The sequence below is a fragment of the Burkholderia cepacia genome (assembly GCF_001718835.1).
GTDB lineage: Bacteria > Pseudomonadota > Gammaproteobacteria > Burkholderiales > Burkholderiaceae > Burkholderia > Burkholderia cepacia_F.
Genome location: NZ_CP013443.1, coordinates 2,524,771 through 2,541,476, shown reverse-complemented (window position 1 = coordinate 2,541,476; position 16,706 = coordinate 2,524,771). Strand labels below are relative to the sequence as shown.

Annotated in this window: 10 protein-coding genes, 1 tRNA gene and 1 pseudogene; 6 read left to right on the top strand and 6 right to left on the bottom strand. The window is 67.0% G+C overall.

Going from position 1 to position 16,706, the window contains the following annotated elements; translation table 11 throughout:
- Positions 1 to 73: 73 nt before the first annotated feature.
- Positions 74 to 2,182, top strand: coding sequence for a prolyl oligopeptidase family serine peptidase (locus tag WT26_RS14940; protein WP_069273175.1), 2,109 nt, complete (start codon positions 74 to 76; stop codon positions 2,180 to 2,182).
- 19 nt (positions 2,183 to 2,201) lie between these two features.
- Here the strand turns inward: WT26_RS14940 and xth are convergent, their stop codons facing one another.
- Positions 2,202 to 2,978, bottom strand: a complete 777-nt coding sequence (gene xth / locus WT26_RS14935) for an exodeoxyribonuclease III (RefSeq protein WP_048024087.1) — start codon at positions 2,976 to 2,978, stop codon at positions 2,202 to 2,204.
- A gap of 183 nt (positions 2,979 to 3,161) precedes the next feature.
- Here xth and WT26_RS14930 point away from each other — a divergent pair.
- A tRNA-Met gene (locus WT26_RS14930) sits at positions 3,162 to 3,238 on the top strand.
- Positions 3,239 to 3,362: 124 nt separating this feature from the next.
- Here WT26_RS14930 and WT26_RS14925 read toward each other — a convergent pair.
- Positions 3,363 to 4,055 carry an aspartate/glutamate racemase family protein gene (locus WT26_RS14925; protein ID WP_069273174.1) on the bottom strand — a complete coding sequence of 231 codons (693 nt, stop codon included), beginning with the start codon at positions 4,053 to 4,055 and terminating at the stop codon, positions 3,363 to 3,365.
- A 132-nt stretch (positions 4,056 to 4,187) separates the two neighbouring features.
- On the opposite strand from WT26_RS14925, the gene dinB reads away from it, so the two are divergent.
- On the top strand, positions 4,188 to 5,351 hold the full coding sequence (gene dinB / locus WT26_RS14920; RefSeq protein WP_069273173.1) for a DNA polymerase IV: 1,164 nt from the start codon (positions 4,188 to 4,190) through the stop codon (positions 5,349 to 5,351).
- A 60-nt stretch (positions 5,352 to 5,411) separates the two neighbouring features.
- Here dinB and WT26_RS14915 read toward each other — a convergent pair whose 3' ends face one another.
- The 4 genes from WT26_RS14915 to fixL form a co-directional block, all read right to left on the bottom strand.
- Positions 5,412 to 7,499 (bottom strand): M3 family metallopeptidase, encoded by a 2,088-nt coding sequence (locus WT26_RS14915; RefSeq protein WP_069273172.1) that lies wholly within the window; start codon positions 7,497 to 7,499, stop codon positions 5,412 to 5,414.
- A gap of 202 nt (positions 7,500 to 7,701) precedes the next feature.
- A complete protein-coding gene (folD, locus tag WT26_RS14910) occupies positions 7,702 to 8,559 on the bottom strand; it encodes a bifunctional methylenetetrahydrofolate dehydrogenase/methenyltetrahydrofolate cyclohydrolase FolD (RefSeq protein ID WP_069273171.1) in 858 nt (285 codons plus the stop codon).
- 253 nt (positions 8,560 to 8,812) lie between these two features.
- Positions 8,813 to 9,451, bottom strand: coding sequence for an oxygen response regulator transcription factor FixJ (fixJ, locus tag WT26_RS14905; protein ID WP_006493245.1), 639 nt, complete (start codon positions 9,449 to 9,451; stop codon positions 8,813 to 8,815).
- Positions 9,448 to 11,964, bottom strand: a complete 2,517-nt coding sequence (gene fixL, locus WT26_RS14900; RefSeq protein ID WP_027786960.1) for an oxygen sensor histidine kinase FixL — start codon at positions 11,962 to 11,964, stop codon at positions 9,448 to 9,450. The genes fixJ and fixL overlap by 4 nt, the downstream gene beginning before the upstream one ends.
- Here fixL and WT26_RS39060 point away from each other — a divergent pair.
- The 3 genes and pseudogenes from WT26_RS39060 to aceF all read left to right on the top strand — a co-directional run.
- Positions 11,884 to 12,101: pseudogene (locus WT26_RS39060) on the top strand (hypothetical protein); the annotation flags it as partial. The gene fixL and the pseudogene WT26_RS39060 overlap by 81 nt on opposite strands.
- 137 nt (positions 12,102 to 12,238) lie before the next feature.
- Complete coding sequence (aceE, locus tag WT26_RS14895; protein ID WP_069273170.1) at positions 12,239 to 14,935, top strand: pyruvate dehydrogenase (acetyl-transferring), homodimeric type; 2,697 nt, start codon at positions 12,239 to 12,241, stop codon at positions 14,933 to 14,935.
- 68 nt (positions 14,936 to 15,003) lie between these two features.
- On the top strand, positions 15,004 to 16,638 hold the full coding sequence (gene aceF, locus WT26_RS14890) for a dihydrolipoyllysine-residue acetyltransferase (protein WP_069273169.1): 1,635 nt from the start codon (positions 15,004 to 15,006) through the stop codon (positions 16,636 to 16,638).
- Positions 16,639 to 16,706 lie beyond the last annotated feature (68 nt).

Sequence of the window (16,706 nt, the reverse complement as noted above, 5' to 3'; positions counted from 1 at the left end):
GCGCGGGCATCGCGCATGCCGCGATCGGACATAATCGCGGTTTGCACGCAGTTTGCCATTCCGCCCATCCGCAATGTCCGATTCCTTCCGCTGGCCCGCCGGGGCCGACCCGTTCCGTTTCCTCGAAGCGCTCGACAGCAAGCGCGCCCGCACGTGGGTCGACGAGCAGAATGCGCGCACGCGCGCCGCGCTGCGTGACGACGACGCGTATCGCGCGCTGACGGCGCGCCTCGCGAAAGCGTACCTGCCGCGCGAACGCCCGGTGATTCCAACCCGCTGGCGCGACTGGGCCTACGACCTGTGGCAGGACGATCTCCATCCGAAGGGGCTGTGGCGCCGCACGCGCTGGGACGACTGGCGTGCGGGCCGGCCGGCGTGGGAAACGCTGCTCGACGTCGACGCGCTCGGCGCGGAGGAGGGCGAATCGTGGGTGTTCGAGCAGGACGCGATCCTGTATCCGGACGGCGATCGCGCGCTGCTGTCGCTGTCGCCGGGCGGTGCCGACGCGGTCGTCGTGCGCGAATTCGATCTCGTCGAACGTCGTTTCGTCGAGGGCGGCTTCACGATCGACGCGCCGGGGCATCACACGGTCGGCTGGATCGATCGCGATACCGTCTACGTGAGCTGGGATCGCGGCGACGCGCACGCCACCGCGGCCGGCTATCCGTATGAAGCGCGGCGCTGGGTGCGCGGCACCGCGCTTGCCGATGCGCCCGTCGTCTTCAGCGGCGAACCCGACGACATCAGCGCGGGCGCGGGGTTCGATCCGATCGACAACCGCCACGTCGCGTGGCGCAGCGTCGACTTCTTCGACGCGCATGCGTACCGGCTGACCGACGCGGGCGAGTGGGCGCGCTACGACGTGCCGACCCATGTCGAGGTCGGCTTCTGGGAAGGCTGGCTCATGCTGGAGCCGCGCCTCGACTGGGATTGCGGCGGCGTGCGCCATGCGGGCGGCTCGCTGCTGGCGATCCGCGAGCAGGCGTTCCTGGCCGGGTCGCGCGAACTCACGACGCTGTTCGCGCCGCAGCCGACGACGTCCGCGTGCACGTGGACGCATACGCGCACGACGCTGATCGCGAGCTGGCTCGACGACGTGCACAACCGCACGATGCTGTGGCAACCGCGACAGGCCGACGACGGTACGTGGACATGGGATGCGCGGCCGTTCGAGTGGGCGGGCGACGCGCAGATCGACGTCGAGCCCGTCGAGCCGACGCTGAACGACGAGGTGTACGTCGACGTCGACACCTATCTCGATCCGCCCGAATGCTGGCTGGCGGATCTGGCCGACCGCGCGGACGATGCGCCGTCGCGCCGCGTGCTGCTCGACCGGCCGCCGGTGCAGTTCGACGCGACGGGGCTCGTCGTGCGCCGCGCGAGCGCGCGCTCGCAAGACGGCACGATGGTGCCGTACACGCTGATCGGGCCGCGCGATGCACTCGATCCGGCCGAAGGCGCCACGCGCGTCGCGCGGCCGTGTTTGCTGTCGGGCTACGGCGGCTTTGCGATCCCGAACCTGCCGGGCTACAGCGATGCGTTCGGCATCGGATGGCTCGAGCGTGGCGGCGTGATGGCGTTCGCGCACATCCGCGGCGGTGGCGAGTTCGGGCCGCGCTGGCACGTCGACGCGCAGCGCGAACATCGTCAGCGTTCGTTCGACGATTTCATCGCGGTGGCCGAGGATCTGGCCGCGACCGGCGTGACGAGCGCCGCACAGCTCGGCATCGAGGGCGGCAGCAACGGCGGGCTGCTGGTGGCCGCGTGCATGGTGCAGCGGCCGGAGCTGTTCGGTGCGGTGCTCTGCCGCGTGCCGCTGCTCGACATGCGGCGCTATCCGAAGCTGCACGCGGGCGCCGCGTGGCTCGACGAATACGGCGATCCGGACGATCCGCGCGAAGCTGCGGCGCTGGCCGCGTATTCGCCGTATCACCGCGTGCGCGAAGGCGTCGCGTATCCGCCGTTACTGCTGACGACATCGACGCGCGACGACCGCGTGCATCCCGCGCATGCGCGCAAGATGGCCGCGCGCATGCATGCGCTGGGCCATGAACGGGTGTGGTATTGGGAGAACACCGACGGCGGCCACGGCAGTGCCGACGACCTGGAACGCGCGGAAGCCGACGCGGCGGAATTCGGGTTCCTGTGGGCCCATCTCGGGCCGGCGCCCGCGCGGCGCTGAACGCGCGCGGGCTGCCCGGTCAGCCGACGACCGCGACCACGGGCGTGTGGTCGGACGGCTGTTCCCACGTGCGCGGCGTGCGATCGACCTCGCACGACGTGCAGGTCTGCGCGAGCGCCGGCGACAGCAACACGTGGTCGATGCGCAGCCCCGCGTTGCGGCGGAACGCCATCATCCGGTAGTCCCACCACGTGAAGGTCTTCTCCGGCTGTTCGAAGCGGCGGAACGCATCGACGAAGCCGAGTTCGATCAGTTGCGCGAAGTGGGCGCGCTCCTGCGGCGACACGAGGTTCTGGCCTTCCCATTTCGCGGGGTCGTGCACGTCGCGGTCTTCCGGCGCGATGTTGTAGTCGCCGAGCAGCGCGAGCTTCGGGTAGCGCTGCAGCTCGGTGCGCAGCCACGCCTGCAGCGCGTCGAGCCATTGCATCTTGTAGACGAACTTGTCCGAGTCCGGTGCCTGGCCGTTCGGGAAATACGCGGACACGATGCGCACGCCGTCGACCGTCGCGGCGATCACGCGCTGCTGGGGATCGTCGAAGCCCGGAATGTTGCGCACGACGTCCGATTCGTCGACGGACAGCGTGTCGCGCGCGAGGATCGCGACGCCGTTGTAGGTCTTCTGGCCCGTGAACCAGCTGCGGTAGCCAGCGGCTTCAAGATCGGCGCGCGGGAATTTCTCGTCCGGCAGCTTCAGTTCCTGCAGGCACAGCACGTCGGTGCCGCTTTGCGCGAGCCAGTCGAGTACGTGCTGCTTGCGGACGTTGAGCGAGTTGACGTTCCAGGTGGCGATTTTCATGGACAGGTGCGGTGGCGGCATGTATTCGAAGGCCGCCATCTTACCGCGAGCGTGGCGCGCCGGCGCGCGCGATGCGTCGCATCGACGATGTCGCCGTGATGCGGCCAGCGACCGATCGAGAAAGAAAAATGACAAAGAGTTGTTGACGTGACTACGCAATAACCCTATAATTTATTTCTCTGACGCGGGGTGGAGCAGTCTGGCAGCTCGTCGGGCTCATAACCCGAAGGTCGTAGGTTCAAATCCTACCCCCGCAACCAAGCACACCAGACGATGTGCGGCGCAAGTGACCGATGCGCGCTTCGTCGACAGGAACCCGGCTTCGTGCCGGGTTTTTTGTTTTCTGCGCGCGTCTCGCGCGAGCAGCGTATGGGTGCGTATGGGTCAACGCGCCGCCCACTCGACCGCCGCCTTCGCATGCAGCGCGGTCGTATCGAACACCGGCAGCGGCGAGTCGTCCGCGCCGATCAGCAGCGTGATTTCCGTGCAGCCGAGGATCACTGCCTGGGCGCCGCGTGTCGCCAGTTCCTCGATGATCGTCACGTACGTCGCGCGCGACCCCGCGTCGACCACACCGTGGCACAGCTCGTCGTAGATGATCCGGTGCACGTCGTCGCGCCCGCGTTCGTCCGGCACGAGCACGTCGAGCCCGAACTTCCCGCGCAGCCGCTCCGCGTAGAACGGCAACTCCATCGTGTAGCGCGTGCCCAGCAGGCCGACGCGCGAGACGCCCGCCGCAAGCAGTGCTTCGCCGGTCGGATCGGCGATATGCAGGAACGGCAGCGTCACCGCGGCTTCGATCGCGGCGTGGACGCGATGCATCGTGTTGGTCGTCAGCACGACGAGATCGGCGCCGGCCGCTTCGAGCTGCCGCGCGGCGCCGGCCATCCGTTCGCCGAGCGCGGCCCAGTCGTGCGTGCGCTGCAGCGCTTCGATCTCCGCGAAATCGACCGTGACCAGCACGCTCTTCGCGTTGTGGTGCCCGCCGTGCAGCGCCTTCGAATGGCGATTGATCATCCGGTAATACTCGGCCGACGATTCCCAGCTCATCCCGCCGATCAGTCCGATCGTCTTCATTCGCAACTTTCCCGTTTCCTGTATCGCCGCGAGTATAGGTGCGCGAGCGCGTGCCCGGCGATACGCTTCGCGCGAAGCCGGCCGGTACGGAGCGGCCGTGCGTGGCAGCACGCGGCAGTTGAAACCGGCACTGTGTTTTTGTACAGTATCGGCACCGTGAACCCGACCATCATTCCGCCTGCCGAACCGAGCACGCCGCCGCCGGGCGACGCGCTGCCGCGCATGCGCAAGATCATTCATTGCGATTGCGACTGCTTCTACGCGTCGGTCGAGATGCGCGACGACCCGTCGCTGCGCAACCGGCCGCTCGCGGTCGGCGGCCGGCCCGACCAGCGCGGCGTGATCGCAACCTGCAACTACGAGGCGCGGCGCTACGGCGTGCATTCGGCGATGTCGTCGGCGCTGGCGATGCGCAAGTGTCCGGACCTGCTGATCCTGCCGTCCGCGATGGACAAGTACCGCGCGGCATCGCGGCAGATCATGGCGATCTATCGCGATTACACGCCCGACGTCGAGCCGCTGTCGCTCGACGAGGCGTACCTCGACGTCAGCGGGTCGCAGCGCTGCCAGGGCAGTGCGACGCTGATCGCGCGGGAGATCCGCCAGCGCGTGCACGATACGGTCGGCGTGACCGTGTCGGCCGGCGTCGCGCCGAACAAGTTCATCGCGAAGATCGCGTCCGACTGGAACAAGCCCGACGGGCTGTTCGTCGTGCGGCCGCACGAGATCGACGCGTTCGTCGCGGCGCTGCCGGTGCGCAAGCTGCACGGCGTCGGCAAGGTGACGGCCTCGCGGCTCGACCGGCTCGGCATCCAGACCTGCGCGCAATTGCGCGACTGGCCGCTGATCGACCTGCACCGTGAATTCGGCGCGTTCGGGCGGCGGCTGTACGAACTGTCGCGCGGGATCGACGAGCGGCCGGTGCAGGCCGACCAGGAGCGCAAGTCGGTCAGCGTCGAGACGACCTACGTCACCGACCTGACGACGCTCGAGCAGTGCGCGGCCGAGATTCGCAAGCTGACCGTCCAGCTCGACGCGCGTATCGCGCGGGCGGGCGCCGCGCGCTCGATCCGCAAGCTGTACGTGAAGATCCGCTTTGCCGATTTCCAGCGGACGACGGTCGAGTGCGTGGCCGACGCGACGCATGCGGATACGGCCGTCACGCTGCTCGCGAAGGGGCTGCAACGGCGTGCGCAGGCGGTGCGGCTGCTCGGCGTCGGCGTGCGCATCGACGAGGATACCGCCGAGCGCCACGGGCAGTTCTCGCTGTTCGAACCCGAGCCGCCGGCGTCATGAAAAACGGCACCGCGCATTGCGGTGCCGTCGTCATCGATGCGTGCAAAACGGGCGGGGCGCTCAGTGCGCGGGTGCGGCCATCCCGTTGTGGCGCAGCAGCGCATCGATCTGCGGCTCGCGGCCGCGGAATGCCTTGAACGAATCCATCGCCGGGCGGCTGCCGCCGACCTCGAGGATTTCGCGGCGATAGCGCGTGCCGGTCGCCGCGTCGAGCACGCTGCCGCTCGCGGCAGCCGCTTCCTCGAACGCCGCGTACGCATCGGCCGACAGCACCTCGGCCCACTTGTAGCTGTAGTAGCCGGCCGCGTAGCCGCCCGCGAAGATGTGGCTGAACGTGTTCGGCCAGCGCGAGAACGCGGCTTGCGGGATCACGTGATAGCGTTCGTTGATCTCGCGCGCGAAGGCGGTCACGCCGGTGGCGCCTGCCGGGTCGAAGTCGACGTGCAGCAGCATGTCGAACATCGAGAACACGATCTGGCGCAGCGTGCCGAGCCCGCTCTGGAAGTTCTTCGCGGCGATCATCTTGTCGAACAGCTCGCGCGGCAGCGCGGCGCCCGTGTCGACGTGCGACGACATCGACGACAGCACGTCCCATTCCCAGCAGAAGTTTTCCATGAACTGCGACGGCAGCTCGACGGCATCCCATTCGACGCCGTTGATGCCCGACACGCCGAGCTCGTCGACGCGCGTGAGCATGTGGTGCAGCCCGTGGCCGAATTCATGGAACAGCGTGATGACTTCGTCGTGCGTGAAGCATGCGGGCTTGCCGCCGACCGGTGCCGAGAAGTTGCAGGTCAGGTACGCGACCGGCGTCTGCACGGTGCTGCCGCGCTTCGCGCGCGAACGCGCGTCGTCCATCCACGCGCCGCCGCGCTTGCCTTCGCGCGCGTACAGGTCGAGATAGAACTGCGCGACGAGCGAGCCGTCGCGGTTCTCGACGCGGAAGAAGCGCACGTCCTTGTGCCACACCGGCGCATCGTCCGGCTTGATCTGGACGCCGAACAGCGTCTCGGTGACGGTGAACAGGCCCTTCAGCGCGGCCGGCTCCGGGAAGTACTGCTTGACCTCGTTCTCCGAGAACGCGTAGCGCTGCTGGCGCAGCTTCTCGGCCGCGTAGGCGATGTCCCACGGCGCGAGTTCGGCGAGGCCGAGTTCCTTCGCGGCGAACGTGCGCAGCTCGTCCCAGTCCTTTTCCGCATGCGGACGCGCGCGCGTCGCGAGATCCTCGAGGAACGCGATCACCTGCTGCGGCGACTCGGCCATCTTCGGTGCGAGCGACACTTCGGCGAAGTTGCGGTAGCCGAGCATCTGCGCTTCTTCGCGGCGCAGCTTCAGCGCATCGGTGACGATCGCCGTGTTGTCCCATTCGGCCTTGCCGTCGCCGTACTGCGGCCCGAGTTCCGACGCGCGCGTCGCATAGGCGCGGTAGAGCGTCTCGCGCAGCGCACGGTTGTCGGCGTATTGCAGCACCGGGAAGTACGACGGGAAGTGCAGCGTGAATTTCCAGCCTTCCTTGCCGTCCTTTTGCGCGGCTTCGCGGGCGGCCTCGATCGCGTCGCCGGGCAGGCCGGCCAGTTCTGCGTCGTCCTGCACGATGTAGGCGTACGCGTTGGTCGCGTCGAGCACGTGATCGGAGAAGGCCTTCGACAGCGCGGCCTGCTGTTCCTGCAGTTCGGCGAAGCGCGGCTTCTGATCCTCGGGCAGCTCGGCGCCCGACAGGCGGAAGTCGCGCAGCGCGTTGTCGAGGATCTTTTTGCGTTCGGTGGACAGCGTTGCGTATTCGGCACTCGCGGCGATCGCCTTGTACTTCTCGTACAGCGCGAGGTTCTGGCCGACGCTCGACCAGAATTCGGTCACGCGCGGCAGGTTTTCGCCGTAGGCGGCCCGCAGTTCGGGTGTATCGGCGACCGCGTTCAGGTGGCCGACGATGCCCCACGCGCGACCGAGCGGCTCTGTCGCGTGCTCGACCGTCTCGACGACATCCGCCCAGGTTGCCGGCGTCGCGGTCGCGCTTGCCGTCTCGACCGCGCGGTTGGCGGCATCGAGCAGCGTGTCGAGCGCGGGCGTCACGTGTTCCGGGCGGATCTCGCCGAAGCGGGGCAGGCCCGAGAAGTCGAGAAGCGGGTTGGTGTTGGCGCTGGCGGACATAAGACTCCCTGTCTGTTGCCGGATGAACCGGGGTGATGGAGGGGAGGGCGCGGCGGAGCGCCCGATATCGACATTATTGGGGCGCATCGCGCGCTTTCCAATCGTTAGTTTCTAACGGCGCGATTGGCGCGGGGCCGGAACACGCCCGACGGCGGCCGGCCGGATGCCGGCACGCAGACGCGCGCCGGCGGGAGGGGGATGGTCAAGCGGCCGCGGCGGCGCGCTCGGCGGCTTCGATCGTGTTGATCAGCAGCATCGTGATGGTCATCGGGCCGACGCCGCCCGGCACCGGCGTGATGTGGCCCGCCACATCCTTCACGCCCGCGAAGTCGACGTCGCCGCACAGCTTGCCCGCGTCGTCGCGGTTCATGCCGACGTCGATCACCGTCGCGCCGGGCTTCACCATGTCGGCCGTCAGGATGTTGCGCTTGCCGACCGCGGCGACCACGACATCGGCCTGCCGCGTGTGCGCGGCGAGGTCGCGCGTCTTGCTGTGGCAGATCGTCACGGTCGCGCCGGCGTCGAGCAGCATCATCGCCATCGGCTTGCCGACGATGTTCGAGCGGCCGATCACGACCGCGTTCGCACCCTGCAGCGGGATGTCGTGCGCCTCGAACATCTTCATCACGCCGTACGGCGTGCACGGGCGGAACAGCGGCTTGCCGGTCATCAGCGCGCCGGCGTTCGCGATGTGGAAGCCGTCGACGTCCTTCTCCGGCGCGATCGCCTCGATCACCTTGTGGCTGTCGATGTGCGCGGGCAGCGGCAGCTGGACGAGGATGCCGTGGATCTTCGGGTCGCGGTTCAACTCGTCGATGCGTGCGAGCAGGTCGGCTTCCGACAGCGTGGCCGGGTACGCATCCTTCAGCGAGAAGAAGCCGTTGTCCTCGCACGCCTTGATCTTGTTGCGCACGTAGACTTCGCTCGCCGGGTTGGCGCCGACGAGGATCACCGCGAGACCGGGCTGGTGGCCGCGTGCGGTCAGGGCGGCGGCGCGTTCGGCGGCCTGCGCGCGCAAGGTCTTCGAGAGGGCGTTGCCGTCGATGAGGAGGGCTGTCATGGTGGTGGTCCTGCCGGGAAGTTGGAATGCGGGCGTGCGGCGCGTCGGGGTGCGCCGCAGCAAAGCACGCAATTATACCGGTCGCCTGCCGTCGTCCGACAGTGAATACACGGAAAGCGTCATCGGCGGGCCGCGGGATCGCCTGCGGCAGGATCGCCTGCCGCCCGAAAGTGAAGTCGCCGCCCTGCGGTCAGGCCGCGTCGGGGCGGGGCGGCGCGCGGGCCCGGCAGGCTCAGCCGGGCCGCGACGGGGCTCAGGCCTGCTTCTTCGACAGCGCGAGGCGCAGCAGGTCGGCCACCGTGTTGACGTTGAGCTTTTCCATGATGTTCGCGCGGTGCGCTTCGACCGTCTTGATGCTGATGCCGAGATCGTCGGCGATCTGCTTGTTCAGGCGGCCCGCGATGATCCGTTCGAGCACCTGCTGCTCGCGCGCGGTCAGCTTCGACAGGCGTTCGCTCGCGGCACGCTGCTCCTGGACGCTCTTGCTTTCGCTTCGGGCCTTGTCGAGCATCCGCTCGACGAGCTTGCGCAACTCGGCTTCGTCGAACGGTTTCTCGATAAAGTCCATCGCACCCTTTTTCATCGTCGACACGGCCATCGGCACGTCGCCGTGGCCCGTGACGAAGATGATCGGCAGCGCGGCATTGTCGGCGATCAGGCGTTCCTGCAGCTCGAGACCGCTCATGCCCGACATCCGCACGTCGAGGATCAGGCACGCGATCTGGCCGGCCTGCTGCGCCGGCTGGTACGCATCGAGGAACTGCTCGGCGCTCGAGAAGCATTGCACGCGATAGCCGTTCGCCTCCAGCAGCCAGCGCAGCGAGTCCCGTACGGCCTCGTCGTCGTCGACGACGAAGACGGTTTCCTGAGTGGTGGTGACAGGGCTATTCATAGTTCTCCCGTAACGGTATGTGATGCCGATGCCTCGCGCCCCCCTTGGCCGAGATCAGCGGGTTCCCCAATGGGCAGGCTGCAGTGGAACGTCGCGCCGGAAATGCGGCCATCCGGCTCGACGTTGTTGACCACCCACAGACGCCCCCGATGCGATTCGATGATCGAACGGCAGATGTTCAGCCCCATGCCCATGCCGTCGGACTTGGTGCTGTAAAACGGTTCGAACAGGCGCTCGGCGGTCGCTTCGTCGACGCCCGGGCCCTGGTCGATCACGCGGATGTCGACGAATCCCGCTTCGATGTCGGCGATGACGCGGATCACGCCGTCCGCCGACGCCGGCTTCACGTCGGCCATCGCCTCGGCCGCGTTCTTCATCAGGTTCACGAGCACCTGCTCGATCAGCACGGGGTCGACATAAATAATAGGCATTCTTGCGAGGATTTCCGTGACGATCCGGATCCTGCGCTTCCTGGCCTCGATTTCGGCGAGCCCGACCGCGTCGGCGACGATGTCCGCGACCCGCGCCGGCTGGCGCTTCGGTTCGCTGCGCTTCACGAATTCGCGGATCCGCTTGACGATCATCCCGGCGCGCAGCGCCTGCTGCGCGGTCTTTTCCAGCGCGGGCTGCAGCGTCTCCGGCGTGCCGCGGCCGCTCTTCACGAGCGCGAGCGTGCCCGAACAGTAGTTGTTGATCGCAGCGAGCGGCTGGTTCAATTCGTGAGCAATCGACGACGCCATTTCGCCCATCGTCATCAATCGGCTCGTGAACTGCAGTTTTTCTTCCTGCTGGTGCGCGAGTTCCTGCGCCTTCTTGCGGGTCGTGATGTCGGTCGCGATCTGCATCTGCGCGAGGTGGCCGTCCACCCACTGGATGTACTGGCGGCGCACCTCGAACCACTTCTGGATGCTCTCGACGTACACTTCCTGCGCGTCCGCCGTGCTGCTCGTCAGCGCGGCGGCCGGCAGGCCCGCGAACGCGTCGACCATGTCGATCGAGTCGGACGAGGCCTGCGCGCGGTCGAAGCCGCCGCCCGACAGCTCGAGATGGCCGTCCGGGCGAATGCCGAACAGGTGGCGGTAGTAGCGGTTCGCGAACAGCAGCTCGGCTTCGTCGGCGGCCAGTACCGACACCGCGGCGTCGAGGCTTTCGAGCACCGTCGTGAAGCGCTCGTGCGCGGCCGCGAGTTCCTCGCGCGCACGCTTCGGTTCGGTGATGTCGGTCATCGACGACATCCAGCCGGTCTGGCGGCCCGAACTGTCGATCAGCGGCGACACGTACAGGCGCGCATGGAACAGCGTGCCGTTCTTGCGCCGCACGCGCAGCTCGAAGCCCGAGCTCGGCGCCTTGCCGCGCAGCGTCATGTCGAGCTGGCGCTGCATTTCCGGGTAGGCGTCGCGCGGCCAGTACGGAAACGGCGCGACCTTGCCGACGAGGTCGGTCTCGTCCCAGCCCGTCATCCGGCAGAACGCGGGGTTCACGTGCGTGATGCGGCCGTGCATGTCGAGCACGCGCATGCCGATCAGCACCGAATTCTCCATCGCGCGGCGGAAGAACGCTTCCGCGTACAGCGCCTGCTGCGCCTCGAAGCGCTGGCGCGTGTGCTTCCACAGGCTCCAGAGGCTCCACAGCACGAAGCACGACAGGCCCGCCACGAGCCATACGAGCGTGTTGTTGGTGAGGTTCGTGAGCTGCGGGAATGCGTACACGCGCACGGTCAGCCCCTGGCCGGGCGGATCGAGCGGCAGGTCGTAGTGCGAGTCGCGCGGCAGGCGCGGGCGCGTCGACGTGGACGACAACTCGCGGTTGTTCGCGTCGGTGATCGAGATCTTGTACTTCGACGACAGCTCCTGCGGGATGTCGTGCTTCAGGATGCCTTCGACCGAGAACACCGCGGCGATCGAGCCGAGGTACTCGCGGTCGCCGCGCATCACGGGCGTCTGCAGCGTGATGAAGCCGTTGCCGAAGTCGTCGTAGATCAGCGGCGAATAGGCCTGGCGGCGCGTGCTGCGCGCCTCGTCGTACGCGCCGCGCACGGCGTCCTGCATCTGCGCTTCGCCGGGCTTCGCGAGCCGCTGGCCGAGCAGCGGCGGATGCACGGTCGGCCAGCGCTGCACGCCGGGCGACGTGTACCAGTTCAGGTAGAGGATTTCCGGATGCGTCTGCATCACGTCCGCGACGGCCATCTGGAACGCGTTCTGGTCGAGACGGCCGGACGCGAGATCGCGCGACAATGCCTGGAGCTGTTCCTGCGCACCCGTCATCGACAGGCGGATCTGCTGCTGCGCCCACGCGACGTTACGGAACAGGGTGTCTTCCTGCTGCTGCTGTTCGCGGCGGTTGAGGCTCCACAGGATGAGGCTCATCACCACCAGGAACACGAGGATCGACAGCAGTGGCGTCAGCAAATAGGAATTGGACCACCACGGTCCGTGGTGCCAACGGGACGGCTGCGACTCCGCCGGCGGGCCCGACGGTCGCGCCGAGCGTGCGAAAAGCCGATCGGTCAACATGGCAGGATTGTAGCGCAGCGCAATACATGGAAAACCTATACCGGATATGTTGAACGGAAACGGATTTGTTCCGCCGGGACCCGCCGGAGAGCCCCGAAATATGGGTGCAGCGCAGCAATATTTCGCATTGCGAGAAAAGATCTCACAATTCGAAAATTTTGTTGCGCAGGCCCGCGCACGCTCATTACAATCCGCTGGAGCTTGCCCGCAGCCGGTCGCGTCGCGTCGTCTGCACGAGAGCGATCCTCACATTCCAGGACCCCAGGAGACGAGAATGTCCGCTGTACCGAACGAAGTGATGAAATATGTCGCCGCCGAACATGACGACGACCCGCAAGAAACCGTCGAGTGGCTGGAGTCGCTCGATGGCGTGATCTCCTCCGTGGGCACCGGCCGCGCGCATTACCTGATCGAAAAGCAGATCGAATTCGCCCGCATGCACGGCGAACACCTGCCGTTCTCCGCCAATACCCCGTACATCAACACGATTCCGGTCGAAGCCCAGGCGAAGATCCCGGGCGACCAGGACATCGAGCACCGCATCCGTTCGTACACGCGCTGGAACGCGCTGGCGATGGTGCTGCGTGCAGGCAAGGACACGAACGTCGGCGGCCACATCGCGTCGTTCGCGTCGGCCGCGACGCTCTATGACGTCGGCTACAACCATTTCTGGCACGCAGCGTCCGAGCAGCACGGCGGCGATCTCGTGTTCGTGCAGGGCCACTCGTCGCCGGGCGTGTACTCGCGCGCATTCCTGCTCGGCCGCCTGAAGGAAGAGCAGCTCGACAACTTCCGCCAGGAAGTCGACGGCAACGGCATTTCGTCGTACCCGCACCCGTGGCTGATGCCCGACTTCTGGCAGTTCCCGACCGTGTCGATGGGCCTCGGCCCGATCATGGCGATCTACCAGGCACGCTTCATGAAGTATCTGGAAGCGCGCGGCATCGCGAAGACGGAAGGCCGCAAGGTGTGGGCATTCCTCGGCGACGGCGAGACGGACGAGCCGGAATCGCTCGGCGCGATCGGCATGGCGAGCCGCGAAAAGCTCGACAACCTCGTGTTCGTGATCAACTGCAACCTGCAGCGTCTCGACGGCCCGGTGCGCGGCAACGGCAAGATCATCCAGGAACTGGAATCGGAATTCCGCGGCGCCGGCTGGAACGTGATCAAGGTGATCTGGGGCAGCCGCTGGGACGCGCTGTTCGCCCGCGACAAGACGGGCGCACTGATGCGCCGCATGATGGAAGTCGTCGACGGCGAGTACCAGACGTACAAGTCGGAGTCGGGCGCGTTCGTGCGCGAGCACTTCTTCAACACGCCTGAACTGAAGGCGCTCGTCGCGGACTGGTCCGACGACGACATCTGGGCGCTGAACCGCGGCGGCCACGATCCGCACAAGATCTACGCGGCTTTCCACGAAGCCACGAACACGAAGGGCGCGCCGACCGTCATTCTCGCGAAGACCATCAAGGGCTACGGGATGGGCGAATCGGGCCAGGCGATGAACATCACGCACCAGCAGAAGAAGCTGCCGGTCGAGCAACTGAAGAAGTTCCGTGACCAGTTCCGCCTGCCGATCACCGACGAGCAGATCGCCGACGTGCCGTACCTGAAGTTCGAGGAAGGCTCGAAGGAACTCGAATACATGCGCAAGCAGCGCATGGATCTCGGCGGCTACCTGCCGCATCGCCGCGAGAAGGCGACGTCGCTGCCGGTGCCGGCGCTCGACGCGTTCGAACCGCTGCTGAAGGGCACGGGCGAGGGCCGCGAGATCTCGACGACGATGGCGTTCGTGCGGATCCTGAACATCCTGCTGAAGGACAAGGCGCTCGGCAAGCGCGTCGTGCCGATCGTCCCGGACGAATCGCGTACGTTCGGCATGGAAGGCCTGTTCCGCCAGATCGGTATCTGGAACCAGCAGGGCCAGAAGTACGTGCCGGAAGATTCCGACCAGCTGATGTTCTACAAGGAATCGGAGACCGGCCAGATCCTGCAGGAAGGCATCAACGAAGCAGGCGGCATGTGCGACTGGATCGCGGCGGCGACGTCGTATTCGACGCACGGCGAGATCATGGTGCCGTTCTACATCTTCTATTCGATGTTCGGCTTCCAGCGGATCGGCGACCTGGCATGGGCCGCGGGCGACATGCGTTCGCGCGGCTTCCTGCTCGGCGGTACCGCGGGCCGCACGACGCTGAACGGCGAAGGCCTGCAGCACGAAGACGGCCACTCGCTCCTGTGGGCGGCATCGGTGCCGAACTGCGTGAGCTACGACCCGACCTTCGGCTACGAACTCGCGGTGATCGTCCAGGACGGCCTGCGCCGCATGGTGCAGGACCAGGAAGACGTGTACTACTACATCACGGTGATGAACGAGAACTACGAGCACCCGGCGATTCCGCAGGGCGAGCACGTGGCGGCCGACATCATCAAGGGCATGTACGCGTTCAGGAAGGCCGACGCCGACAAGAAGGCGCCGCGCGTTCAACTGCTCGGCGCGGGCACGATCTTCAACGAAGTGATCGCTGCCGCCGACCTGCTGAAGAACGACTGGGGTGTCGCCGCCGACCTGTGGAGCGTGCCGAGCTTCACCGAGCTGGCGCGTGAAGGCCACCAGGTCGAGCGCTGGAACCTGCTCCATCCGACCGAGGAGCGTCGCCTGTCGCACGTGCAGAAGTGCCTGAAGGACACGCAGGGCCCGGTCATCGCGTCGACCGACTACGTTCGCGCGCTGGTCGACCAGATCCGCGGCCAGATCGATCGCCGCTTCGTCGTGCTGGGCACCGACGGTTTCGGCCGCTCGGATACCCGCGAGAAGCTGCGTCACTTCTTCGAAGTCGACCGTCACTGGGTCACCGTCGCCGCGCTCAACGCGCTGGCCGACGAGGGCACGATCGAGCGCAAGGTGGTCGCGGACGCGATCGCCAAGTACAACCTCGATCCGTCGAAGCCCAACCCGATGACCGTTTAACGCACACGCCGTGTGATGCCGCGCGTCGCTCCCGCGAGGAGCGCGCGCGGCCATGGAGACAGAAACAGATGAGTCAAGCGATCGAAGTGAAGGTGCCGGACATCGGCGATTACAAGGACGTGCCGGTCATCGAGATGCGCGTGAAGGTCGGCGACACGGTCGAGCCCGAGCAGTCGCTCGTCACGCTCGAGTCGGACAAGGCGACGATGGACGTGCCGAGCCCGGTAGGCGGCGTCGTGAAGGAAATCAAGGTCAAGGTGGGCGATTCCGTGTCGGAAGGCTCGCTGATCATCCTGCTCGAAGGCGCCGCCGCGGCGCAGGCCAACGGCGCGGCTGCGCCGGCCGCGGCCCCGGCGGCGGCGCCCGCTCCGGCGCCGGCTGCCGCACCGGCAGCAGCCGGCGGCACGCTCGAAGTGAAGGTGCCGGACATCGGCGACTACAAGGACGTGCCGGTGATCGAGATCGGCGTGAAGGTCGGCGACACGGTCGAGAAGGAGCAGTCGCTCGTCACGCTCGAGTCGGACAAGGCGACGATGGACGTGCCGAGCCCGGCAGCGGGCGTCGTGAAGGAAATCAAGGTCAAGGTGGGTGATTCGGTGTCGGAAGGCACGCTGATCGTGCTGCTCGAAGCCGCAGGTGCGCCGGCCGCCGCAGCGGCGCCGCAGGCGAGCGCGCCGGCGGCCGCAGCCGCTCCGGCCCCGGCCGCCGCGGCGCCCGCGCCGAAGGCTGCGCCGGCTCCGGCTGCGGCACCCGCACCGGCCGCCGCGCCGTCGGGCGAATACCGCGCCAGCCACGCATCGCCGTCGGTGCGCAAGTTCGCGCGCGAACTCGGTGTCGAAGTCGCGCGCGTGCAGGGCTCGGGTCCGAAGGGCCGTATCACGAAGGAAGACGTCACGGGCTTCGTGAAGGGCGTGATGACCGGCCAGCGCGCGGCACCGGGCGCGGCAGCCGCGCCGGCAGGCGGCGGCGAGCTGAACCTGCTGCCGTGGCCGAAGGTCGATTTCTCGAAGTTCGGCCCGTTCGAGGCGAAGCCGCTGTCGCGCATCAAGAAGATCTCGGGCGCGAACCTGCATCGCAACTGGGTGATGATTCCGCACGTCACGAACAACGACGAAGCGGACATCACCGAGCTCGAAGCGCTGCGCGTGCAACTGAACAAGGAGCACGAAAAGGCGGGCGTGAAGTTCACGATGCTCGCGTTCGTGATCAAGGCGGTCGTCGCCGCGCTGAAGAAATTCCCGACCTTCAACGCGAGCCTCGACGGCGACAACCTGGTGTTCAAGCAGTACTACCACATCGGTTTTGCCGCGGACACGCCGAACGGCCTCGTCGTGCCGGTGATCCGCGATGCGGACAAGAAAGGGCTCGTCGATATCGCGAAGGAAATGGCCGAGCTGTCGAAGGCCGCCCGCGACGGCAAGCTGAAGCCGGACCAGATGCAGGGCGGCTGCTTCTCGATCTCGTCGCTCGGCGGGATCGGCGGCACCAATTTCACGCCGATCATCAACGCGCCGGAAGTGGCGATCCTCGGGTTGTCGCGCGGGCAGATGAAGCCGGTGTGGGACGGCAAGCAGTTCGTGCCGCGCCTGACGCTGCCGCTGTCGCTGTCGTACGACCATCGCGTGATCGATGGCGCGGAAGCCGCGCGGTTCAATGCGTATCTCGGCGCGCTCCTGGGCGACTTCCGTCGAGTGATTCTTTGATGAGCGTGGGCGTTTCTCGCAGGGGCGTGGGTTTTCTGTCGGTTATCCGCGCCTCGTCGTTGAACTGG